Raw genomic sequence first — 21,558 nt, 5'->3', positions numbered from 1 at the left:
TCCCGGTCCTCGGGCTGCGCGGCGGCACCGCCCTGACCCATACGAAAGGAGTCCTGCATGGATGACCATGCGACGCTGCATGCGGTCGGGGACGGCTTCTTGGCCGTGCCCGAGGCCGAACGCGACTCGGGCCGGTGGGGCACAGTCTGTCTGACTGACGCCGACGGCATCCCGATCCCGCTGCGCGACATCACCGCCGGACGGGCCGTTGCCCTGACGGCGACGCCGCTCCCTGACACCGACAGCATCACGTTGCCGGTCAAGCGGGAGCTGCTCGGCGTGGGCGCGGCCTTCACCACGATTGCGAGCGTCAAGGGCCGCAGAGCGACCGGCGTCGGCGTACGACCGGCGAACGGCCGCCTGACCGACTGGCTCTTCCCGCCCACCGCCGGCCGCCTGCTGGGCCGACGGGTGCGACTGGAGGTCCACGTGGCCTGGCCGGCGTGCACGTGTGGCGCCCTGACCGCACCGGGCAACGTCACCCGGATGGCGGCGCCATGACCGAGCCGATCACCATCACACTCGGCGAAGGAATCTTGCGGCGCTTCGCGATACGGACTGCCAACGGACCGGTCCTGGCCGTCCGGCTCTTCGCCGTAGGCGGGCCACTGCCACTGCGCTCCTCGGGACTGCCCGACGAGCCGATCGCCCTGGTCGCCGTCCACCTCCACCACCGGGTTAGCAAGCCCCGGCCACGGCGCGGTCACACACTTGTGCGCCGCAACACCATCGAAACCGACCACGAACTCGCCGCCGGGCGCGTCTGCGTCTTCGCGAGCAGCGGTGACACACCCACCGACGCGGCCACCGTCCAGCCCGAACCTCACCGCGATGGGACGTGGCTGGATGAGGCCGGGCTCGATGCCGTGGAGGGAAAACCGGTCCGGCTCGAGATCCGACGCCTCCCATCAGCCAGCGGCCAGCATGACTGACCGCTCTCTTCAAGTCCGAAAAGGAGTATCACCATGTCAGTGACCAATCGCGTCCTCGCCGAAGGGCGCCTCATCGCATACCACCCGCATCTGCCGGGCACCGACGACCACCTGAGCGGCATGGTCGGGGTCGTCTCCCCGATCACCGGCCAGCGCCGCATCCTCGCCGCCGTTCCAGTCGGCGAGACCGGTCAGCTCATCGCCGTCCTCACCGAGACTCCCAGCTTCGATGCCGAGGGCATGCCGTTGGCCGCCTGCGCCGGGAACCGAACATCGGTGGTGCTGGCCGCGGGCGGCGTCGGGGCCAACACCCCGATCCCCGGGCGGAAAGGCCCGGCCGACCTCGTCGGCTGCGCCCCCAGCGACGGGACCGGTCCGTGCGAACTGCGACCTGAAACCGAGCACCTGCTTGGTGCCATGGTGCGGCTCGAACTCCACGGCCCCGGCTGCGCCTGCAAGCAGCCCCGGTTCGTCGCCACTGGAGCCGAGGACCGAGCGGGGAACGGGGATGCGTGACTTCACAGGTCCGCTCGTGCTCGGGGAAGGCGTGCTCACCTGGCCGCCCGAAGAGCAGCGGCTCGGACGGTTCGGGTCCGTCTCACTCAAAGTCGGCACCGACCAGTACGCCACCTTCCCGGACGTGCCAATCGAAGCGCTGGCGCGCCTGAGCGCCACGGTCCTTGTGGTATGCGAGGCCGTGATCGCGCCGGACCCGGTCCGGCAACTGGCGCCGACTCTGCCGGAACAAGGTGAGGAGATCGACCTGGGCATCGGCTTGGTGTTCCGGCCCGATATCGCCGGGCAAGCGCACATCGCCATCGGCCTCGCTCCGATCGCTGCGTACTGGCGCGGGAACGAATGGCTCTCGCCCACGGCCCTGTACCGGGCCCACAACCACTACGTCCGCCTCACGCTCCACCCGTACCGGGGGTTCACCACGGACGTGACGCGAACGGCGGACGCCGCATAAGCGGCGCCCGCCGATCAATCAACGGTGCGGCCAAGTTCTGACTGCAATCTCGCTTGGCCGCACCCACCACACGAAAGGAACAAGTGCAGTGAACCTGCCAGTTTACAAGTCAGTGGGTGCTTTCGCCTCCCTCGAACCAGGGACCGTCGCCGGCCTCGTCCCCATCCTGCTCGGCCGACGGCCGTCCGAAGAGCTCATCGCGATTGCGACCGGGCCGAAGGGCCCGGTCCACTACTCGATCTGGCCGCTCGCCGACCTCTATACCGAAGTCGGCTGCGACCGGTTCGAGACCGCGCTCGCCACCGCCCCGGCCACCGGGATCTGGCTGGTCGGCTCCAGCGCCGACCTGACCAACGTCGCCGCCGCGGCGGCCGGGCTCCTCGACTTCCTCGAGACCCCGAAATGGAGCGAGCACTGGAAGGCCATCGCCCTCACCGCCGACGGCCGCCAGTGGGGCTTCATCGACGACCACGTCGACCAGACCGATCCCGACCAGCTCCACACGGTCCCCGACCTCGACCCGCTCTGGTCCAACCTGACCGCTCTGGCGGTGAAGGCGAAGTGCGCCAGCGCACTCGACCTCGCCGCACTCGGCGTCGACGGGACGCAGGACGAGGAGGTCCTGGCGACCGAGCGCCTCGTCGCCCGCCTGCGCAGCCACACCCCGGACGGGAACCAGGCGATCCAGGGCATCGAGGACGAGGCAAGTCTGCTCGCTGCGCTCGATGCGGGCGACCCGGTCACCGTCGCGGAGGCGATCAACCTCGGCTGCGCGCTCGCCGCCTCCCCGCATCTGGTGGCGACGGCCGTCGATCGCCTCCTCACCGCCGCGCCTGACCGCCTCGGCACCAGCCTGTGGTGCCAGATCGTCCGGCACACCAGCGGCCAGGCGCAGAGCCTCGCCGCGACCCTCGCCGGACTCGCCGCGTGGCGGACCGGCGATCTCGCTGCGGCCTGCGCCGCGATCACTGTCGCCTACGCCGACCGCTCCCGGCAGCCCGCGGCGCAGGTACTGGCCGAAATGGTGTGGACCGGCGTGGCGGCGGAGGCGGTCATGCCCCGCACCGGCGAGGAGAGCCACGGCCTGGCGTCGGCCAGCAGCCCCGTACTGCCGTGCGAAGGACCCCAGTCGGAGGAGGTGGCCTGACATGCTCGATCTCAACGTGCACGAGCAGATCAACACGGGGCTGCGCCAAGCGCTCGCCGACTGCATGCCCACCGGCTCCGGCGGCATCATCGCCGTCCGGGGCCTGCCAGAGAAGTACGAGATCGCCCCGATGGCCGACCTCACCGCCACCTACGGCGAACACCGCATGACCGGGCTCGGCGTCGCGGCCGCCCTCGGCGCGCTCGCCGTCGAGATCCGCTCCAGCGCCAGCGTGCCCGAACCGCACCTGATCGGGATCGGCTTGATCGCTCACGCACCGGTCGGGACGATCGGCACCGTCGCCATCCTGCTGGCCGTGGTCGACGGCCACGTTCACCAGATCACCTGGCCCCACGAGCAGGGCACACCGGTCTGGGAGATCAAGCCGACGGAAAACGTCGACGACGCCGACTGCGCGGCCTACGCTGCTGCCGCACACGACCTCCTCACCGCCCTCACCGGCGCGAACGACGAGGGGGGTGCGCGATGAGCCGGGGTTTCCACGAGGCGTGCAACACCGCCCTGCGTGCGGCCATGGCCGACTTGCTCAGCTTCGACCGCGACGGCTGGACCCTCCTGGGCTGCTTCGATACCGGCTCGGGCCCGGTGTGGCAGCCGCTCGCGCGGTTCGCGCAGGTCATCGCTGTCGCGGTCGATAAATTGACGACGGAGGCCGACATCGAACTCGCGATGGACGAGGAGCTGACCGGCGGGGATGCCGATGCCGAGTTCGAGGACTTGCCGCACTTGCGTGGCATCGCCGAGGTCCACCTCCACAGCAACGACCACGGCCGCTATGGCAGCGTCAGCGCCGTCTTCGACGACGCCTGGCGCCACCAGATCAACTGGGAGGCCGGCACGGACACTCCGGTGTGGGAGGTGTTCAGCCCACCTGAGGTGGCCCGCTCGCCGCTCGCCACAGACAAGGTCCTAGCCGTGCTGCTCGAGGCCATCCTCACCGCGTGCGATCAGACCCACCGCCTGGTGAGCAAAGAGCAGCAGGCGCTGAGCACCTGCCTTCAGGACCTGATCGCCGAGTGCAACATGACGCTCACGAACGCAGTATTCGTCATCGTGTACCGCGATGAGCAGTGGGAAGCGCTCACCGCCAGCGATCTGACCGCCCGGGTCGGCGCGAAGGTCGAGTCGGGGATGAGCGTGGCCGACGCCGTCGGCGAACTCGCCGCCGAATGGGCTGTCGACCCCCAGACCACGATCCCGACCCTGCGCGGGGTGGGCACCGTCGTCCACTTCGAGGCCGAGGATGGCGGCACGCAGGCCCACCTGATCGCACTGTGCGACCAGACCCTGCACGCCGCCGAATGGGACTTCGGGCAGGACCGGCCGGACTGGCAGATCCTCCCGGTCGCGGCCGCCGATCCCGACTACTGGGTCATGGTCCTGGCCTACACGCAGCTGGCCGAGGCCATCCGCGGCGACCACCGCTAAGTCACGAATACCGCCGGGCAGGCGCTCGCCTGCCCGGCGGTCGGACCCGGCCGCACCATGCACCGCCCAGCGTGGCAGCCCACCGTCCGCAGCCGCGAACAGGGCGGCGCCGCCTCGATGCCACCGCCCATTTCCACGGTCCCGGAACCTTCCCGGCCCGCACCAGCGCATGCACACCAACCCAAGGAGGACACCGTCATGCACGCACACGACTTCCCCACCAACGCCGACCGAGCCCAATGGGGCCGCGACCTACTCGCCCGCCTCGCCGCCCAGACCCGGCACCTTCCCACAGACCGGGACCTGCACTCCCGTCCGGTCCTGATCGAACTCAGCCGCGACGCCATCACCTACCTTTTCCACGCCTTGTACGAGGCCGATGTCGACATCGCGGCCCTGGCCGACGCCTGTGTCGAGGACTGGCAGACCGACCTGTCCGACGAAGCCCACGAACACGAGCAAGCGGCCACCGGCCAGTCCGAGGTGCGGTCGCTCGTGGCCGGCGCGGTCGGGTCTTCGCTGTACCCGCCCTCGCGCACCGAGTGGTGGTGGCAGGTCGCAGAAGATGACGACCGCATCGCCCGCTTGCCGCTTCCGGTGAAGCAACGCATCGTCGCTGCGTCGGTCGAAGCCGAGACCCAGCACATGAACCAGCTCCTGAGCAAGGCCGCCGGAACGCATCCGGCACCGACCTGGGACCCCGCGGCCGCCCTGACCGCAGTCCCGACCGGCGAAGAAGCCGACTGGCCCCAGCAGCGGCTGCAGGAACTATTCGAACAGGCTCACCGCATCGCGTGTTCGGCCTACCCGGCCATCGAACGCGGCGCCGTCGCCGCTTTCCTCGACCATCTTGCAGCTGCGGCGCTCCGCAAAGGCTGGGAGCTCGATCTCGCCGCCTTCGTGCTGCCCGCAGCCGCCGAATCCTGGCCAGCCCTGTCCCGCAACGCGGTGTCGACCAGCGTGGCCGGGCTGGCCGCCCCGATCGGCGCTACTCCCGCCTGGCGCGCGACCGACGGCCACTGGGAGGTCCTGCGGGAGCTGACCGAAGCCGACGCCGCGCTGCTCGTGCAGCTTGCCGAAATTGTCACCCGGCTCATGCCCGCTGGGGCCACGGGCCGCTAAAAACACCCGGCGTCCGGGGCCGTTGTCCCGGACGCCGCATGACTCTATAGCTAATGATGCACCTGCGTAGGGGAGCTGGTTGCTCCGCACGTAGTCGTCTTTTTACTCTACCTAAATAGTCCATTATGGATCTTATGAAAGCATGACATCTTGATGATTTCCATGAAGAGGGTCCATTGCTCCCTTACGGCGACAGCCTCCCTCATTCGTCGTGACGAAGTCATCGGCGGGCGGCCTCGTCCGCGACTCGAACCTTCCCGACGGCACTGAGCACCGTTACATCCCGCCCGCCACCACCAGTGCGGTCGCTGTCCACCAGCCGCCCAGAATCGCAGGACCAAGCGGAATATACGATCCGGTACTAGTGCGCCCGAGCCGAAACATTGCCATCGTCACCCACCACAACAGGCACGCCACCACGACAGCCAACCACACCGCTGCAGCCGACCACCATCCCAAGAACAGGCTGGTTACTCCCAGAAGTGCTACGTCGCCAAGCCCCACCTGGTCCTTGACGCTCCTCCAACACACCCAGCCGAGGACAGCGACCACCAACCCGCACGCCAGCGCTCGCTCAAGGGACTGACCGCTGCCGAACCGCCAGGCATCGATACTGAACCCTGCGACCGCAGCGAGTGCCAGCCCCCCAAGGAGAGGAAACGGCAACAGCATTGAACGCACATCGATCCACGCCAAACCCGGTGTTACCGCTGCGAACATGACAAACGCCGATGCCGCAGGCCGAGCTGGCATCATCTGCGCCATTGCCGCCGCACTGATCATTGTCAGCGCTGAAACCCATGCCAGGGTCCGCCAACGCCTCCATCCCGTCATAACAGGAGACACCGCGCCGCTTAGTTCAAGGGTTTCGGCTATCCGCCACAACAACACCGCGACCGCAAAACCACCGACCACCGTCCCGGTCATCCCCATGCAGCGAGAGTAGGCGCTCAAAAGGGCGGTATAGCGCAGATAGAGAATTCGCCGCACACGGTCAGGGAAGATCAATCAGTTTCGAGTTCTTCCTCTACTATCCGAACTCCCCGAGGACGTCACGTTGATCCGCTCAGAGTCAGCGAGGCGCGGAGAGCCTACGGTAACCGCATCGTAGGGTTACAGTCCCCCTGACGCGAGGAACCTCCATGGCATCGATCGGCGACGTTGCGGCAGTGCTGCGCGCGGCGAGGGCGATGGCCGAGGAGGCTACGCAAGCGGTCAAAGCGGCCAGCGACAAGCTGGAGCGCGTGCTTGCCGACCTGGGCGCCATGCTCGAGGCGTCCTCGAACCCCGATGCCCATGAGGGGCAAGCCCAGATGCGTGCCGCTCACCGGATGCTCGGTGAGGTCCTGGCAGCGCTCGCATCCGGAAACACCACGATGGGCGACTACGTCGCCTCGATCGCAGGCAGCGGCGGAACAACCAGCTCGTCCGCAACGGCGGGCTCCCGGCCGGCTGCCGGAAGCGACAGCGCGGTGCCGTCGGCAGTCACGCCGTCGACCGCGATCCCGCCGCTCGTGCAGCGGTTGGCGCAGCGTCTGCCGGTGTGGGACGAGGACGAGCCGACCCTCGCCTACGCCTACACCGATGAGGACGGTGTCGAGACCGAGTTTCGCAGCGGCAGGGACGCGGCCGCGAAGACCGGATTGAAGCCCGATTACGCGAACCGGTGGATCATGGACCATGCCGAGGCCAAGACCGCAGCGGCCATCCGCGCGGCGACCAGTGATCAGCGGGTGACGATGGTGATCAACAAGGAGCCGTGCCAGGGGGTGAAGGGCTGCGATGCGACGCTGCCCGCCATCATCCCCGCCAGGTCGAGCGTCACGGTCTATCTTCGAGACGGCGACGGCGTCTCGTTCTACCGCCATTACGAGGGCAACGGAGAAGGAATCGAACATGACGCATAGCGTCCGCTGGGACATCAACCAGGAGCCGCTCGCGAGCGCCGAGGAGGCCGCGGCCTTCATCGACGAGCAGCTCGCGATGGTCAACCCGCACGGGACCCATAGCGTGACCCTGTGGTTCGGGCCCGAAGGCGCCAAACGCCGCGACATGCCGCTACGGATCGATCTGGACCCCGAAGCCGGGGCCGCGGCGGTGCGATGGGTGCCTGAGGGCCTGATCGCGGTCGACCCGGATCTGGAACCTCGCGACATCACCGTCTGCCAGTCCTCCGACCGTCCCCTGGTAATCATTCCGGCGGCCCTCGCTCGCACGGGTATCGAGACTGCTCGGCAGATCGCGATCGACTATGTCCGTACTGGCCAGCGCCCCGATGGAATCGAGTGGTGGCCTCCCGCCACCGATTGAGCTGGGCACAATGTTTCTGATCGGCATGTTCGCACTCTTATTGGGCAAATATTCGTGGCAATAAAACGCTGGAATGCGTTGCGCGACTGCCCCTTTCGTGGAGCCAGTGTTGACGAATCAATGGTCGGCATCGACCGCCTTGAGAACCTCACCGTCACCTAGCGACGACCCCGAACTGCTCTGCTAGGGACGCTAGGTCCAGCCACCGCCAGTAGGTGTTGAACTCAACATCCACAGACGAAGCGTCCCGTAATGTAGCGATCTGCGCGGCCCCGGCTGGGTGACAGCCGGGGCCTCCATCGTTTGATGTTGAATGGCTGTCGACCCTACAAACAAGACTCAATGTTGGGGACGATCGATGCTGTCCATCAAGATCTCGTTAGTTCGTACTGTCGAGCTTCGAGTAGTGCGCATAGGGAGTCCAAGGGACGCTTGTGTCGCCAGTGCGCATGGCGTGCAGACGCCGCTGGAACTCCTCGGCGACTCCTGGCGTGCTTGCCATCAACGGCACGCCGCCGACGAGGAAGGTGAGCTCACGAGCTTCACGGAGCACCGGCCATGACGAGTCGGTAGTAACGTCGTGGTCATAGGATTTGGCCAGCTTCGTGTGTTCGCCAGTGGATCTGAACCATAGTTCAGCAGCGGCTACCGCCGCCAGGTCGACGCCGAACGGCCCTAGGCAGGTCGAATCGAAGTCGCAGAGGATCACTCGGCCGTCGGCTCGGCGCAGGAGGTTTCCCACGTGGGCATCGCCGTGCACGAGTGAAAGAGGGGAGTGCTCGACAAGCTCGTTTACCAGGGGGCCAAGGCGATCGCACCAGTCGAGCAAGACGTCCCGGTCATCGTCTGCTAGCGCCTCGGCATCGGCGATGCGTTTGCGCGCGGTCCCGACCGGATCCCAGACCGGCAGCCCGAGATCAGGCACAGGAAGACTGTGAAATTCGCGCAGCACAGGACCGAGATCGTCGATGGAGGGGGTTTCGGCCGGAGGGACGAGCTCCCAGACCGTTGCCAGCAAGTCCTCGTACTGCAAAGGTTGCTCGTCGGTCTCCGCTAGGCGAATGGTCGGTGCGTCGACTTCGGCGAACCAAGCTCCCAGCCGTGCACCCTTGCGAATCCGGTCATGCAATCTTGTCGAGCGGGTGATGCGGACTACCAGGCCGGCTCGAGGCAGGGCGTAAACCGCGTTGTTGGCCATGTGCAGCGTGCGTGCATCTTTGTCATCGACTCCGAGCTGGTCGGCGATGAAACTAAGCGCGTTCCGCATTCGGTCGTCGGAGAATCGTCCGCTGGTCAAGCTGCACCCTTTCAAGCATCGGCGATGACATGGATGAAGTCGTCTACCTCGGAGGAACCTGACGTGCACAACCGGGCGTCCCGTGCGATGTTCACGATCCGTTCTTTAACCCGTTGCGACACCACAGGAGGCGGGTTCTCGAGGAGCCTCGTGCCGATCCGCACACCTGCATCGGCGTCCCCGGCGAGGAACGATGCCGAACACAGGCCTACCTCGTTGAGCAGGCTGCTGCGTTGCATGCCCTCATCGAACCCGGCGATGGCCTGCTGGGTCCATTCAACGGCCTGGTCGGCATAGTTGCGGTCTTGGCGGGCGAAATCGCGGTAGACGCGACCGAACTGTGCCGCGAGCTCAGCCCGGTCCATCCATCCGATCCACGGAGGTTCGTCGCCGGGGATCATGCGTTCGAACGAATCTGTTGCCCGATTGAGAGCGGCCAGCGCGCCGTCACGGTCCCCAAGCGCAGCAAGTGAGGGCGCGATAGTGGCATCGAGGACTGACCAGGCTCCTGGAGTCGCCTGATCTGCGTAGTGATCCTGTGCAGCTCGGAGGACTTCGACCGCGTCTCGATTCTGACGGAGATGCTGGAGTTGGCGTGCCTGGCAGTAGTGAACGTAGATCGCCAAGCTGGTGTTGCCCGCCCTGTTTGCAAGGCGTTCGGCCCCGGCGAAGTGCCGTAGCCCGGAGGCGTGATCACACATGTCGAACGCAGTCCAACCGGCCAGCAGCCGCAGGTTTGCAATGGTGTTCAGCAGATCCGTCCCGAGCTGCGCAGGGTAGTCGCGATCCAGGAACGCAGTAGAAGCATCGGCAATCTGGTTGACGCTCTCGTAGACGAGCCCGCCGCCATACTGATAGTCAAGAGACTGGTAGAGCCCATGGACTGCGTTGAGGCGAGCCACATCGGCTTTCCCGATCCTCGGTCGTGATCCCAGGTCGATGCAACCTGCCGCCAGTTGGTCGACCTGCATCCGAAGGGTCGACGATGCCATTGACTCGGAAGAGCTAGCTGACTCCGGCACGGCGGTTCCGAAAGCAAGACCGACTCCTGCGGTGAGGAACTTCCGGCGATTCAAAGACGCTCCTACAGAGGGTGAAGGCACAGCCTCCAGCATCTCTCTGAGGAGCGGGTGCTCACCAATCGGGGCAGGAGCTTTCCTTGGTTTGTCCGCTTCAGGCCTGCGCTTGTCCGCTTCGGCGGCGACAAGCGTCCGTGCCCGCTCTAGCACCCCGCCGGTCTCGAGGACCGAATCAAGCGCCCGTGCGAGCTCGAGGGCACAGGACCGTTCGGCCTTCTCGATCTTCCCGATCGTGTCGCCGGAGACATAAACTCGCTGCCCAAGCTCTTGTTGTGACAAGTTGTGGCGCTTCCGATGGAGTCGCAGTTCAGCTCCGAACCACTGGCGTGCGCCACGCTCGGGCTCGAGCGGTCGCATGGGGTAGGGCATGACCGCCTCCTCGTTCTGAAGCGGACAACTGCCGCACGAACCTGCTGTCCGGATCAGATGCTTGTCTGGACCCCGGCTATTAGACCAGGCTACCTACATGGAGATGCGACGTGCACTCCCCGCATCGGCGAGAGCTCGGCGGGAAGGTACCTGGACAGAGGGCTTTCAAGGCACCTGTTCGGCATCAGCGCTCAAATCTCCAGGACGGATGAGTCCCGCCCCTGGGTAAGACTCCCGAATCCGCCGCACCGGTCTTCCCTCCGCTACAGCAACTTCAAAATGCTTTGTGGAGGGCAGACAGGCCGGTGGCAAAAGATAATCCAGCAACAAACCGCTGAAAACAAAATTGCGGCCTGTCCGAGACTTCAAGGTTCCAAGCTTCCGTCTCGAGCGGGCCGCTCACCAGCACACCACAGAGAGATGACGGCTCTCCATGACACAACTGGCTTATCCGCCATCCTACGATGGCCGGCTCAACACGACCAGAGCCCAGATCGAAGCGTCGCAGCCGCAGATCCGGCGTGGGGATTACCCCTTCTCGGTCGAACACGAGGTGCTCCCGGTATGAACGAAAGCCTCGCACGACCACAGGTGGCCATCGGCGAGTTCTGGTTGACCGGGCTTGGCTTGTTCAAGGCGTATCTGCCCGAAGACCCGTCCAAGCCTCATCAAGCCGACCTGGAATCAGTGCGCGTCACGTTCGCGCAGATGCATCCGGAGGTCCGCGACCGCGTAGCCGCCGTGACGGGACTGGACCCGGACGCGGCGGAGTGGGAATCGTGGCCCGATGGCTGGCCTGAGACCGCCAAGGCGGTCGCACTCGCCAAAGCCGGACAACTGCGCCGTGCTGCTCGGCTTCGGGCGGGCCTGGGAGCGTGATCGAGGCGAGAGTGGTGAGCGGGCCCAGGGTGATCGAGGCCGGCGGTATGCGACTGCGTCTTCAGCAGCCCGGCCCCCGCCAGGTCGAAGTGCATGAGGTGCCCACCGGCACATGGGTGGCGAACGCGTACTGCTTCGATCATGCCGCGGGCCCGCTTCTACGACTGAACTATCGGTTGCGCGAACGGATCGGCGCGAGTGAGCGGGACCCTCGCGGAAGGGAGGCCCGCGCGGCGATCCGGGAGAAAGCCCGGCAACTGTATGCGCCTCTCCTCGGTGAGTTCGTGATGGGTCCGGCGGCCTTCTCGGTCTACCAGGTGCGCCGTCGTCCACCGGCCTATCGCGTCTACTGCGACGACGGCGCGGGCCCTGCCGCGGTCTGCCGGTTCACTACCGCGCGTTCGGCAGCGGTGATGTGGTGCGGGCGGTGGGCCGGCGACGCCTGGGCCCCCGCGATCCTCCGTCAGGCCCACACGATCATCACGCCGCCGAAACGTCGGCGCCGCTGAGCCCCAGGTGCGGCGGGGCCTCCCGATTGGCGATCACAACATCCTTCCCAGATCGCCTGTCCCGCCGCACCTGGACTGCACATCACACGCTCACAGAAAAAGCAACAGCTACCGACCTGTAGTGAGAGGCACCCCCTCATGGACACACTCGACATTCACACGCCCGCCACGGCGGTGCTTGGCACGACCCCGCTGGGAACGATCCGGAGGAACAACCGCTCCCTGCGACTGTCTCTCGGAAAGGCCGAGCCGGGCCAGTGGTGCATCCGCGTCGACGTGATCGCCACCGACACGCATCTGGGCGTCGTCGTCGTGACGCCCGGATGGAACCCCGCCCCGATCTGGGAGCCCGCCGCCGGCCTCATCGGCATTCTCTACGGAGTTCCGGTCGAGACCAGCATCGTAGAGACCTGCGAAGCATTCGCAGCCGCCGTCTCCAACGGCGTCCCCCTGGACGCCCGCCACGGGCTCCGACTCGATCCGGCCTGCCCCTATCCGATCCCGATGCATGAGCAGGAGGGCGTGGCATGGGCGGCCTGATCCGGCTGTGGGTCCTGCGCGCGGCCCCCTACCTCGTCCGGCTGTTCTGGCCCTCCTGCGCCAGCGCCGTCCTCATCTGGCTGGGCATCCACATCGTCCTCGACGCGCTCGGCGCCCAGATCGACCGGGAGATGGCACTGGTCCTCCTCGCCGGTATCGGCCTCGGCCTCGCCAGTTGCCTCCTGTGGGCCATCGGCAGCGTCCGGGAATACCACCGCGCCGAAGCGCCGCACCCGCATCTGTAGACCCCTTACCAGGATTGCTCCACCATGGATGACAGTACGTTCGCACCGCTCATCAACGAACTCAGGCAAGCTCCCGGCCTCGTCGTCGGACTCATCTTGATCTTGTCCGCCATCGCCGTCTTCAGTCCCTACGCCCGCGCGAAGATCCACTACCGGCTCGCTCGCCTGGGATGGGTCACCCTCGGCGTCGGCACCGTCGTGCTCTGCGCCTGGGGCTACCTCGTCTCATGACCTCGACCGAAAGGCCCGCCACCCCTATGCGCCGCCGCACCTCACGCCTACTTCCGGCCATCAACACCGCGCTCGCCCCGTTCACGCTCCGCCGCGACCCCGACCGGTTCATGCACCGCCTCCTCGAGCGCCACGGCATCATCGAAGCCGCCGATCCCGCGTTCATCGACGACATGCGATACCTGCTCGATCAGGTCGCCGCCGTCCCCAATCTCAGCGCCTTGGGCTGGCAGTCCTTCACCGGGGATATCGGAGCGCGCTTGGTCAACCGCGAGCGGGTCCGGCGCCTCCACACCACCCACCCCGATGTCGGTCACGAGCGGATCGCGGCCCCGATCATCGTGGTCGGCCTGCCCCGCACCGCGACCACCCTGACCCACCACATCCTCGCCGGCGCCGAGGGCGTCCGCGGCCCGCTGCTGTGGGAATGGATGCACACCGACCTGCCCATGGAGCCGCGCGCCGAACGCGCGGTCATCCGGCAGGTCGAGGCGGCCATGCGCATGATGGCCTTCCTGACCCCGGCCATGATCGACATCCACCTCCCCGAGGCCCGCAAGCCCGACGAATGCGCGTTCTTCCTGCCCCACACCGAAGGCCACCTCGCCCGCGCCCCCATGCCCGAGTACGAACAGTGGCTCGGCACGCGGGACTTCAGCGCGGACTACGCCTTCCTCAAGCAGGGCCTCCAGGTCCTCCAACACCGCCGCGACGAAGCGCGCTGGGTCCTGAAATGCCCCACCCACCTCGGGCACCTCGACCTGCTGATGGAGCAGTTCCCGGACGCGACGATCGTGTGGACCCACCGCGACCCGGTCACCGTCGTCGCCTCGATCTGCTCCCTGGTCGAGACCTCCCGCGCCATGCACCTGCGCCCCCTGGACACCGAGGACCTCCACGACATCGGGCGCATGGCCGTGGCGACCATGTCCAGCCTGGTCGACCGCGGACGCACCGCCCGCACCCGGATTCCCCGGGGCCAGATCATCGACCTGCCCTACCCCAAGCTCACCGCCGACCCGCCCGGCGAGATCCAGAGCTTGTACTACGCCCTCGGTCTGCCCTGGACCGGCCGCGACGAGATGCGCGTGCTCGAAGCCGAGCGTCGCGGCCCCGGCCGCCGCCACGAATACACCCTGGACCGCTACGGCCTGGACGAAGCCTTCGTGAACGCCGCGTTCGGCAACTACGGCAACCTCGCCGACCTCCCCGGACTGGGAGGCACCTGATGCTGCGTCGCGTCCCTGCGAAAGTCCAGCGAGCCCTCATCGACCTGCTGCACCTGCACGGCCCGATCGATGAGCCGATCAAGGCCGTCACCCGCTACCGACGCCGCCGAGGCTTCACCATCGATGTCGACCCGGGCCACCTGCTGACCGTGCTCAACGCGGTCGAGGCCGGCGAACTCACCGCAGCCGACGCCAGGTCATGGGCGAAGACGATCGAGTTCCTCTACCGGCAGCGGGTGCACCAGGTCGCCGACTGGCCCCCATCCGAAGAGACCGACCAGACCCGCACCCGGCTCGTGCTGCACCACCTCTCCGGTACAGCGCCCTGCTGGCTCGGACTCGATCCGTACGGCCTGGGCGCGATGCGGCGCTTCCTCTCCCTCCGGGACTGGGATGAGAGCGTTCGCGTTCTGCGCGAGACCCTGACCGACCCGGCCAACCCGCTCACCTATGCCTACACCTTCGACGGCAGCGACCTCGCGCTCTACCCCACCGGGGACCGGGGCTTCATCCTCGCCATGAGCCCACCCGAGGACGCCTCCATCTGGGCCATGCCCCAGAAACTCGCCACCGGCATCCTCACCAAGAGCGGCGATCTGAAAGTGCGCGACCTGTTCGAGTTCGACGGCGGCGGGAAATGCACCCCCGAGCTGATCCGCTCCGCACTCGCACCGCACCGGCAAGACCTCGTCGACCACCTCGCCGCATACGCCACGGTGCGGCCCTGAACAGGGGCGCGCGGAGTCCGCAATCCACGCGCCCCAGGGGCAGCCACCTCCCAGCCACAGGGATATGGGAGTTGTTCCGCGTGGCTGCCCCGCCCAGCATGTCGGCCAGCCGACACCAATCCCGGCCACAACCTGATGTGATCGACTCATTGCACAAAGGAGCTACGGCATGTCCAACATCCCCACCCGAGTGCCGCCCCAGGGCGTCAACCCCGGCCGGGCCCGACCCGCCATCCGCCGCCTTTACCAGCGACCTCCGCTGGCCCCTAGCCAGCTCTCTGCGCCGCTGCTGGTGCTGAGCGACCTCGATGCGACCGGCATCCTGCCCGGCCAGACCACCCTGAAACAGCTCCCTGCCGAGGCGAGAAGGCTGGCTCGGCTCGGCCTGGGCGGGGTGAAAGTCTTCGCCTCCGGCCACGACCGGGACGAACGCGCCTCCGGCGCACTCGCTCCGGGCAACCACATGATCCAAGCCGTCCGCGCCATCAAGGACGCCGCTCCCGAATTGGCGGTCACGACCGAGGTATGCGGGTGCTCGTGGACGACCAGCCGCGAATGCGTCCTGCGCACCGCCAGCGGCGACATCGACCTGCCCGCCACCTTCGACCTGATGCGCTCCATGGCTCTCGCCCACGCCGAGGCCGGGGCGGACGCCATCTCACCTACGGCCATGTTGGACGGCTCGATCCGCGCCGTCCGCGCCGCACTCGACCACGGCGGGCACGCCGACGTGTCGGTCAATCCCAACATCGCCGTCCACACCAATCTCTACGGACCGTTCAAACAGGTCATGCGCACCGACCCCGACGGGGGCAACCGCCTCGGCCTCCAGCTCGACGCCGGCCGCCTCCCCGACGCCGCCTTGCAGACCGCCACGCGATGGGAGCGGGAGGGCGCCGATGCACTCACCCTCCAACCGGTCATGACCCAGATCGACACCCTCGCCGCACTCACCGGCCACACCAGCCTGCCCGTGACGGCCTACTCGACTTCGGGGGAATGGGCCGGGCTGCGCGCCATCGGCCCCGCGGCCGCGCTCGAATACCACCAGATGCTCATCCGATCCGGCGCCGACCACATCCTGACCTACCTGGCCGACCAAATGGCCCTGGCACTCCACGACGACCTTGCGGGAGGCATCTGATGGACGACGCCCTGCACCGCCCCGCCCGATTGAGCAGGATCAAGCGCACCGCCGGAGCGGTCGGCTTCGAGATGTCCTCCAGCGACCAGACCGGCGCGCTGTTGAGCGTCCTCGCCGCCTCTAAACCGAGCGGCAACCTCCTGGAGATCGGCACCGGCCTCGGCGCCGGCGTCGCCTGGATACTCGAAGGAATGAACCTTGATGCCCACTTGACCACGATCGAGATCAACGGCGGCTGGGCCGCCATGGCGCGCTCCGAGTTCGCAGGTGAGGAACGCGTCGAGTTCGTCTGCGCCGACGCGCACGCCTGGCTCGACGCCTACACCGGCCCCGCGTTCGATCTGGCATTCGTGGACTGGCGGGCCGGCAAGTTCGCCCAACTCGACCAACTCATCGGCCTGCTCGCGCCCGGAGGGATCTACATCGTGGACGACCTCATACCGCAGGCGACCTGGCCCGAGGACCACCCCGAACGCATCGCCCGATTCTGGGACGAGTGGCCCCGCGCCGACATGGTGGCCGTCCCGATCGGGTGGGCCTCCGGGCTCCTCATTGGTGCGAAGTCGTAGCGTAGGTCCATGACTGGCCGAATCCTGCGGATCGTGACCCGCTCGTCCCCGATGGCCCTCGCCCAAGTCGAGCGGGTCCGATCCCTCCTCGCCACCACCGACCCCGGTCTCACCGTCGAGGTCGTACCGATCACCACCACCGCCGACAAGTGGACCGGCGCGCTCATCGACCTCGGCGGCAAAGCCCACTTCGTACGCGAAGTGGACGCCGTCCTCGAAGCCGGAGCAGCTGACGTGGCCGTCCACTGCCTCAAGGACATGCCCGGCGAACGCCCCCTCCCCGAGGGGATGATGATCGCCGCCTACCTCGAGCGCGATGACGTCCGCGACGCGCTCGTCAGCCCCGCCGGGCTCACCCTCGACCGGCTTCCGGCCGGGGCCCGCATCGGCACCTCGTCGGTCCGGCGCCGCGCCCAGCTCGCACAGTACCGGCCCGACCTCGAATGCGTCCTGTTCCGCGGCAACGCCAACAAGCGACTGGAGAAGCTTTTCAACGGCGACGTCGACGCAGCGATGCTCGCCGTCTCCGGATTGGAGCGCATCGGACGGGCCGAGGTGATCACCCAAGTCTTCGAACCCGATATGGTCCTGCCCCCGGTCGGGGCGGGCATCCTCGCCCTCCAATGCCGCGAAGACGACACCGACACCCTCGAGATCCTCGCGCCGCTCAACTGCGCCACCACCTGGCGCGAAGCCGCGGCAGAGCGAATGTTCCTCCACGTCCTCCAGGGCCACTGCAATTCACCTATCGCCGGATACGCCCGCCACGTTGAGGGAGAACTGCGCCTGCAGGGCGCGGTCTACTCCCTTGACGGCAAGACCGTCCTCGACGCCGCCGAGACCGCCGGTGCGCTGAGCCCGGCCGACCTCGGCACCGCGGTCGGACTCGCCATCGCCCGCCAGGGCGGACGCGAACTCATCGCCGCCATCGAACACTGAGATCGCTGAGGTTCGAAGGTAGGAGCTCGCAGGCCCGCCGGTGTGATGGAAAAAGGACATGAGGCCAGATACGGTCTCGCCCCGCTGATTATTACGGGTTGTAGTGGCTCCAGCTTCCGGGTTCGTGTGGCCCCACTGGGCAGGGGCGAAAGCTGGTTCCAGATTGGGATGGCCCCACCCTAGCGGCCGCGTGGCCATACAGGGGCCGGGTATCCGAGGCAGAGGGGATCGTCGATGGTGCAGCGGGCACCTTGCACCTGGCCGAGCAGCTACGACATTGACAAACCAGCGACAGCCTCCGCCGCCCGCAGCGTGTCCCGGCCGAGCGGCTGAAGGTGAATCTGGGTGCAGAGCAGTCCTGTCGACACCCGCTCGATCACGCCCCATTCCCAGGCGGCCACGGGATCGAGACCGGTCCGGGCGGCCAGCCAACGGGCCCGCTCGAAGGGGTCGCCAGCGAGCAGCTCGACCGGGTCTCCACGCATCAGGACCCCCAGGTCGTACTCGGCCTCCGCAAGGAGACCGTCCGGATCGACCAGCTTGAAGCCGCCATCGCTCTGCAGCGCGTTCAGTTGGTGCACGTCGCCGTGGACTAAGACGGCCCGCTCGTCGCGGTGCGCTCGCTCCCGCCGTCGGGCCGAGACGAGGGCGTGCTCGAGCGCCTTCTCCGAACAGGGGTGATCGAGTTCCTCCCACAACCTCGCGATGAAGTCGGCGAGCCTGCGGGCCTTCTCGGCGCCGGTGGGCAGTCCACAGTCCGGCGCCAGCCGCCAGATGCGCGCCGCGGTATCGCAGAGCATGGCAAGACGACGCGAGAGCGGTAGACCGAGTTCGAACATCGGCCGCCCCAGTCGTTCCATGAGCAGCGCGCCTCGGTCGGCGTCATATCGGTAGAGCGCCGGGCATCCTGCTCCTCCGACGATGCCGAGCACCGTCGCCTCGTTGGCGGCGTCGTTCCCCACCCCCGGCACCAGCACCTTGAGTACCGCTGCGGCCCCATCCGCCCGGGTCGCTTCGGCCACGAAGGCCTCGGACCCGCCCGTGTACGGGCGCCCCACGGTGATCGACCAGTCAGCCTCAAGGCTCGCGACCAGTGCGGGCAGGCGCTCAAGCCAGTCGTCGGCACCGGCAGCGCGAACCTTGTTGCGTACGGCGTCCGGTACTTCGATCACTCTGGCAGTCTCACATCAAACACCGGTCATGGCATCTGATTTAGGCGAGCGCTGCTTGCGCCGCCAGTGTCGCCCGCTCGGCCTTCAATGGCACCAACATCGAGACCGGCACCGACGCCTACCGACTCGCCCAAACCCAGAAGGCCACCGCCGACCAAGCCAGGTGGGGCCAAACCAACCTGGAAACGGCCCCAGCTCCAACCCCGAACCGGGGCCCAAACCCACCAGAACTCGGGGCCGCTCCAGAGCGTAATAATCACCCCGCGGTGCCGTAGTGGCGTTATATCGCGACCGGGCCGAACCTCGGCGGTTGCAGTGGTCCGATGACCGTTTGCAGCCGGGCGACACCGCGGAGCAGGCTGATGCCCAGTTCCCTTTTCATCTGGGTGAACTCGGCGGCCTGTACTGAGGTGGTGAGGGCGATGCTGTCGCCATAGGTGGTGCCGGGGTGCGCGAGGATGGCCAGGCAGGCCCCCGTCTCGCAGTACTCGCCTTCGGCGCTCCACACTTCGTCCTGCTGCGCCTTGAGGCTCGCATCGAGGCGCTTGACATCGGTGATCGTTCGATCGGTGTACCGCGGCATGCCGGTGAGGATCATGAGCCTGCGGCGCTCCTGATTCGGCAGTTGGGCGAGTAGGCATTTGCCTGCGGCAGTGGCGTGCATGGCCCGAGGGTCGATCCCCTGCAGCAGCGACTCGCCTTCAGGACTGGGGTGGAGGTGGCTGATGGCCAACCGCCCGCCGCTGAGCGTCGCGAGAGCGACGTCGCGGCCGGTGCACTTGGTGAACTCGGCCAGGACGCGGTCGATGCCGTCGTGGTCGGCGGCGCCGAGCGGCAACCGGGCAGCGGGGTCGAGAAGATAGCGACCGGCGCCGGTTCGCTGTACAAACCCGCGTGACTCGAGATAGTCCAGGTGCCGCTGTATCGTGCGGCGGGGCAGGGCGCAGCGCTGTTCGAGGTCCCGGAGGTACAGCGGGGTCTTCGAGCTGCCGAGGGCGGTGTAGATCGCGAGGGTCTTGTCGACGGTGGCGAGGTCCTGCTCCCGGTCTCTGGGCTCTGGGATCGGGTCGGGCGGGTGGTCCATCGCTGGCTCCTGGGAATCGGTCAGAGAGGTTGGATTCGCTCGCGTGCGCCACCATGCGCCGTGAGTATGCGGTTCTGTCGGCTTTGCGCTTGCGACTGTCAGCTATTTGACACAGAGTGACTTCATGCCTACGAAGAATATCTCGGCGTCCGCGACTATGATTCGCGTTTCCTCGTTCACCCTCGCCTCCCTCCTCATCGCTGCCGCCTGCACCGACACCTCCGACATCCCCGCCGACCCGACGAGCACCGCATCCGAGCCGCCGAGTCATGCGTCGTCTCCGAGCCTTGCCCCCGAGGCCATCGAAGACCCCGAGCAGGCCGCGATCGCCGCCTATACCCGCTACTGGGAGCAGGCGATGCGATCCTTCGCCGCACCCGACGGCGACTTCACCGAGTTCGAAGCCCTCGCCACCGGCCAAGCCCTCGAACAGGCCATAGCGATCGAACAGCGTGGCATTGATGAAGGCACCCACGGTGAAGGCGACATCATCCACCACGTCACGGTCAAGGACACCCTGCTGACTGACGAGGTCCAGCAGGTCGTCCTCATCGACTGCGCCGACTCCACGCAGACACAGGTGCTTGATGCGGAGGACAACCCGGTAGCAGGCGAAGAGTACGGATACCGCGAAGTCCAGAGCCGCGTCGAGCTGCTCGACGGGTACTGGATTGTCACGGCCATGGCAGTACAGGAGATCGGCTCATGCGTGCCCGACGATTCCTGATCCGAGCAGGCATCCTCATCACCGGTTTGTGGATGTGCGTCCTGGCAATCCCGCAGGCCGGCAGTGCCGACCCATTGGGACCCGATTGTTCGGACACCGCCGATAGCTGTGAAGTCGGCGTTGAGGTCCCCGGCAACGATGGCGGCAGCGGTACCGACTTCGGTGAGTGGGGAGAGGAGGCGCCGTCGGCGGGAGGCGGCGTCGATCCTGGGCCTTTCGCTGATTGTTCCTTCACGGTCGTCGAGACCGACGCGAAGACGCACGCCATCGCGGGCGACCGCCCGAAGGGCGATTATGAACTGGTTGTCGAGACCTGCACGAGCGCCGCCGGCGAGACCATCAAACGAGCCGAATGGGTTGCAGCAGGAGCCGACGGACAGGTCCTCATCGATCCCGCGCTCCTGGCTCAGCAGGCCGTCGACCGGCTCACGCTGCCTCGACCGGGCATTGCGGCCTCGCCGGAATCAGTCCAGCTGGTCAATCTGCCGACGTGGCTGGCGGTCACCGAAGCGTCCTGGGAAGCGCAGACCGCCGAGGCCTCCCTGGGAAGCCAAGTCGCGACCGCGACCGCCACCCCGGTGCAGGCCGTCTGGGACATGGGCGATGGGCACGTCGTCACCTGCGCCGATCGCGGTGAGGAATGGGATCCGGGAACCGACCCTGAGACCGAAGGTCCATGCGGCCACACCTACACCCAGCCCAGCGCTGAGGAACTCGACGTCCAGGTGGACATCACCTGGCACATCACGTGGGAAGTGGTCTGGCCTGGCGAAAGCGTCTCGGGAACCTCGCCGGACATGACAACGACCGAAGTAGAAAGTTGGCCGGTCATCGAGTCGCAATCGCTGAACCAGCAGTAGCAGTAACCAACGGGGGCAACGAAAACC

Annotated in this window: 28 protein-coding genes; 22 read left to right on the top strand and 6 right to left on the bottom strand. The window is 67.1% G+C overall.

Features of this window, described 5'->3' with window-relative positions:
* The first annotated feature begins 57 nt into the window (after window positions 1-57).
* From LO763_RS11705 to LO763_RS11670, 8 genes are all read left to right on the top strand, one after another.
* Window positions 58-501, top strand: a complete 444-nt coding sequence (locus tag LO763_RS11705) for a hypothetical protein (protein ID WP_230602219.1) — start codon at window positions 58-60, stop codon at window positions 499-501.
* Window positions 498-932 (top strand): hypothetical protein, encoded by a 435-nt coding sequence (locus LO763_RS11700; protein WP_230602217.1) that lies wholly within the window; start codon window positions 498-500, stop codon window positions 930-932. The genes LO763_RS11705 and LO763_RS11700 overlap by 4 nt, the downstream gene beginning before the upstream one ends.
* Before the next feature lie 33 nt (window positions 933-965).
* Window positions 966-1,448, top strand: a complete 483-nt coding sequence (locus tag LO763_RS11695) for a hypothetical protein (protein WP_230602215.1) — start codon at window positions 966-968, stop codon at window positions 1,446-1,448.
* Window positions 1,441-1,902, top strand: coding sequence for a hypothetical protein (locus LO763_RS11690; protein WP_230602214.1), 462 nt, complete (start codon window positions 1,441-1,443; stop codon window positions 1,900-1,902). Before LO763_RS11695 ends, LO763_RS11690 begins: the two co-directional genes overlap by 8 nt.
* Window positions 1,903-1,990: 88 nt before the next feature.
* Window positions 1,991-3,049 carry a DUF4192 family protein gene (locus tag LO763_RS11685; RefSeq protein ID WP_230602212.1) on the top strand — a complete coding sequence of 353 codons (1,059 nt, stop codon included), beginning with the start codon at window positions 1,991-1,993 and terminating at the stop codon, window positions 3,047-3,049.
* 1 nt (window position 3,050) lies between these two features.
* On the top strand, window positions 3,051-3,539 hold the full coding sequence (locus LO763_RS11680) for a hypothetical protein (RefSeq protein ID WP_230602209.1): 489 nt from the start codon (window positions 3,051-3,053) through the stop codon (window positions 3,537-3,539).
* Window positions 3,536-4,498, top strand: coding sequence for a hypothetical protein (locus LO763_RS11675; RefSeq protein ID WP_230602207.1), 963 nt, complete (start codon window positions 3,536-3,538; stop codon window positions 4,496-4,498). Before LO763_RS11680 ends, LO763_RS11675 begins: the two co-directional genes overlap by 4 nt.
* Window positions 4,499-4,696: 198 nt before the next feature.
* Complete coding sequence (locus LO763_RS11670; RefSeq protein WP_230602205.1) at window positions 4,697-5,620, top strand: hypothetical protein; 924 nt, start codon at window positions 4,697-4,699, stop codon at window positions 5,618-5,620.
* 276 nt (window positions 5,621-5,896) lie between these two features.
* On the opposite strand, the gene LO763_RS11665 is transcribed toward LO763_RS11670, so the two are convergent.
* Window positions 5,897-6,628 carry a prepilin peptidase gene (locus tag LO763_RS11665; protein ID WP_230602203.1) on the bottom strand — a complete coding sequence of 244 codons (732 nt, stop codon included), beginning with the start codon at window positions 6,626-6,628 and terminating at the stop codon, window positions 5,897-5,899.
* A gap of 134 nt (window positions 6,629-6,762) precedes the next feature.
* On the opposite strand from LO763_RS11665, the gene LO763_RS11660 reads away from it, so the two are divergent.
* Together LO763_RS11660 and LO763_RS11655 are read left to right on the top strand one after the other, a co-directional pair.
* Window positions 6,763-7,527: a DddA-like double-stranded DNA deaminase toxin gene (locus LO763_RS11660; protein WP_230602200.1), complete on the top strand. Its 765-nt coding sequence runs from the start codon at window positions 6,763-6,765 to the stop codon at window positions 7,525-7,527.
* A complete protein-coding gene (locus LO763_RS11655) occupies window positions 7,517-7,930 on the top strand; it encodes a hypothetical protein (protein ID WP_230602198.1) in 414 nt (137 codons plus the stop codon). Before LO763_RS11660 ends, LO763_RS11655 begins: the two co-directional genes overlap by 11 nt.
* A gap of 379 nt (window positions 7,931-8,309) precedes the next feature.
* On the opposite strand, the gene LO763_RS11650 is transcribed toward LO763_RS11655, so the two are convergent.
* From LO763_RS11650 to LO763_RS11640, 3 genes are all read right to left on the bottom strand, one after another.
* On the bottom strand, window positions 8,310-9,197 hold the full coding sequence (locus tag LO763_RS11650) for an aminoglycoside phosphotransferase family protein (protein ID WP_439650290.1): 888 nt from the start codon (window positions 9,195-9,197) through the stop codon (window positions 8,310-8,312).
* Between the two features lie 41 nt (window positions 9,198-9,238).
* The gene (locus LO763_RS11645; protein WP_230602194.1) at window positions 9,239-10,675 is read right to left on the bottom strand and encodes a helix-turn-helix transcriptional regulator; all 1,437 of its coding nucleotides are present in this window, start codon (window positions 10,673-10,675) and stop codon (window positions 9,239-9,241) included.
* 274 nt (window positions 10,676-10,949) lie between these two features.
* A complete protein-coding gene (locus tag LO763_RS11640) occupies window positions 10,950-11,225 on the bottom strand; it encodes a hypothetical protein (protein WP_230602193.1) in 276 nt (91 codons plus the stop codon).
* A 14-nt stretch (window positions 11,226-11,239) separates the two neighbouring features.
* Here LO763_RS11640 and LO763_RS11635 point away from each other — a divergent pair, with 14 nt between their 5' ends.
* The 10 genes from LO763_RS11635 (at window position 11,240) to hemC (ending at window position 17,688) form a co-directional block, all read left to right on the top strand.
* Window positions 11,240-11,554 carry a hypothetical protein gene (locus LO763_RS11635; RefSeq protein ID WP_230602192.1) on the top strand — a complete coding sequence of 105 codons (315 nt, stop codon included), beginning with the start codon at window positions 11,240-11,242 and terminating at the stop codon, window positions 11,552-11,554.
* A complete protein-coding gene (locus LO763_RS11630) occupies window positions 11,551-12,063 on the top strand; it encodes a hypothetical protein (protein ID WP_230602190.1) in 513 nt (170 codons plus the stop codon). Before LO763_RS11635 ends, LO763_RS11630 begins: the two co-directional genes overlap by 4 nt.
* 138 nt (window positions 12,064-12,201) lie before the next feature.
* Complete coding sequence (locus tag LO763_RS11625) at window positions 12,202-12,603, top strand: hypothetical protein (RefSeq protein WP_230602189.1); 402 nt, start codon at window positions 12,202-12,204, stop codon at window positions 12,601-12,603.
* Window positions 12,591-12,848, top strand: a complete 258-nt coding sequence (locus LO763_RS11620) for a hypothetical protein (RefSeq protein WP_230602187.1) — start codon at window positions 12,591-12,593, stop codon at window positions 12,846-12,848. The genes LO763_RS11625 and LO763_RS11620 overlap by 13 nt, the downstream gene beginning before the upstream one ends.
* A gap of 24 nt (window positions 12,849-12,872) precedes the next feature.
* A complete protein-coding gene (locus tag LO763_RS11615; RefSeq protein WP_230602186.1) occupies window positions 12,873-13,079 on the top strand; it encodes a hypothetical protein in 207 nt (68 codons plus the stop codon).
* Window positions 13,076-14,308 (top strand): sulfotransferase family protein, encoded by a 1,233-nt coding sequence (locus LO763_RS11610; protein ID WP_230602185.1) that lies wholly within the window; start codon window positions 13,076-13,078, stop codon window positions 14,306-14,308. The genes LO763_RS11615 and LO763_RS11610 overlap by 4 nt, the downstream gene beginning before the upstream one ends.
* Complete coding sequence (locus LO763_RS11605; RefSeq protein ID WP_230602184.1) at window positions 14,308-15,036, top strand: hypothetical protein; 729 nt, start codon at window positions 14,308-14,310, stop codon at window positions 15,034-15,036. Before LO763_RS11610 ends, LO763_RS11605 begins: the two co-directional genes overlap by 1 nt.
* Window positions 15,037-15,205: 169 nt before the next feature.
* Window positions 15,206-16,180: a porphobilinogen synthase gene (locus LO763_RS11600; RefSeq protein WP_230602183.1), complete on the top strand. Its 975-nt coding sequence runs from the start codon at window positions 15,206-15,208 to the stop codon at window positions 16,178-16,180.
* Window positions 16,180-16,749: an O-methyltransferase gene (locus tag LO763_RS11595; RefSeq protein ID WP_230602182.1), complete on the top strand. Its 570-nt coding sequence runs from the start codon at window positions 16,180-16,182 to the stop codon at window positions 16,747-16,749. Before LO763_RS11600 ends, LO763_RS11595 begins: the two co-directional genes overlap by 1 nt.
* Before the next feature lie 9 nt (window positions 16,750-16,758).
* A complete protein-coding gene (gene hemC, locus LO763_RS11590) occupies window positions 16,759-17,688 on the top strand; it encodes a hydroxymethylbilane synthase (RefSeq protein WP_230602181.1) in 930 nt (309 codons plus the stop codon).
* 269 nt (window positions 17,689-17,957) lie between these two features.
* Here the strand turns inward: hemC and LO763_RS11585 are convergent, their stop codons facing one another.
* A complete protein-coding gene (locus LO763_RS11585) occupies window positions 17,958-18,860 on the bottom strand; it encodes an aminoglycoside phosphotransferase family protein (RefSeq protein WP_230602179.1) in 903 nt (300 codons plus the stop codon).
* 280 nt (window positions 18,861-19,140) lie between these two features.
* Window positions 19,141-19,944, bottom strand: a complete 804-nt coding sequence (locus LO763_RS11580; RefSeq protein ID WP_230602177.1) for an IclR family transcriptional regulator domain-containing protein — start codon at window positions 19,942-19,944, stop codon at window positions 19,141-19,143.
* A 124-nt stretch (window positions 19,945-20,068) separates the two neighbouring features.
* Here LO763_RS11580 and LO763_RS11575 point away from each other — a divergent pair, with 124 nt between their 5' ends.
* Both LO763_RS11575 and LO763_RS11570 read left to right on the top strand, forming a co-directional pair.
* Window positions 20,069-20,671 carry a hypothetical protein gene (locus LO763_RS11575; protein ID WP_230602176.1) on the top strand — a complete coding sequence of 201 codons (603 nt, stop codon included), beginning with the start codon at window positions 20,069-20,071 and terminating at the stop codon, window positions 20,669-20,671.
* Complete coding sequence (locus tag LO763_RS11570; protein ID WP_230602174.1) at window positions 20,650-21,531, top strand: hypothetical protein; 882 nt, start codon at window positions 20,650-20,652, stop codon at window positions 21,529-21,531. The genes LO763_RS11575 and LO763_RS11570 overlap by 22 nt, the downstream gene beginning before the upstream one ends.
* Window positions 21,532-21,558: the final 27 nt, after the last annotated feature.

Origin of the sequence: Glycomyces amatae, assembly GCF_020991375.1 — a bacterium.
Taxonomy (GTDB): domain Bacteria; phylum Actinomycetota; class Actinomycetes; order Mycobacteriales; family Micromonosporaceae; genus Glycomyces; species Glycomyces amatae.
This window is presented reverse-complemented; position numbering and strand designations above follow the sequence as displayed.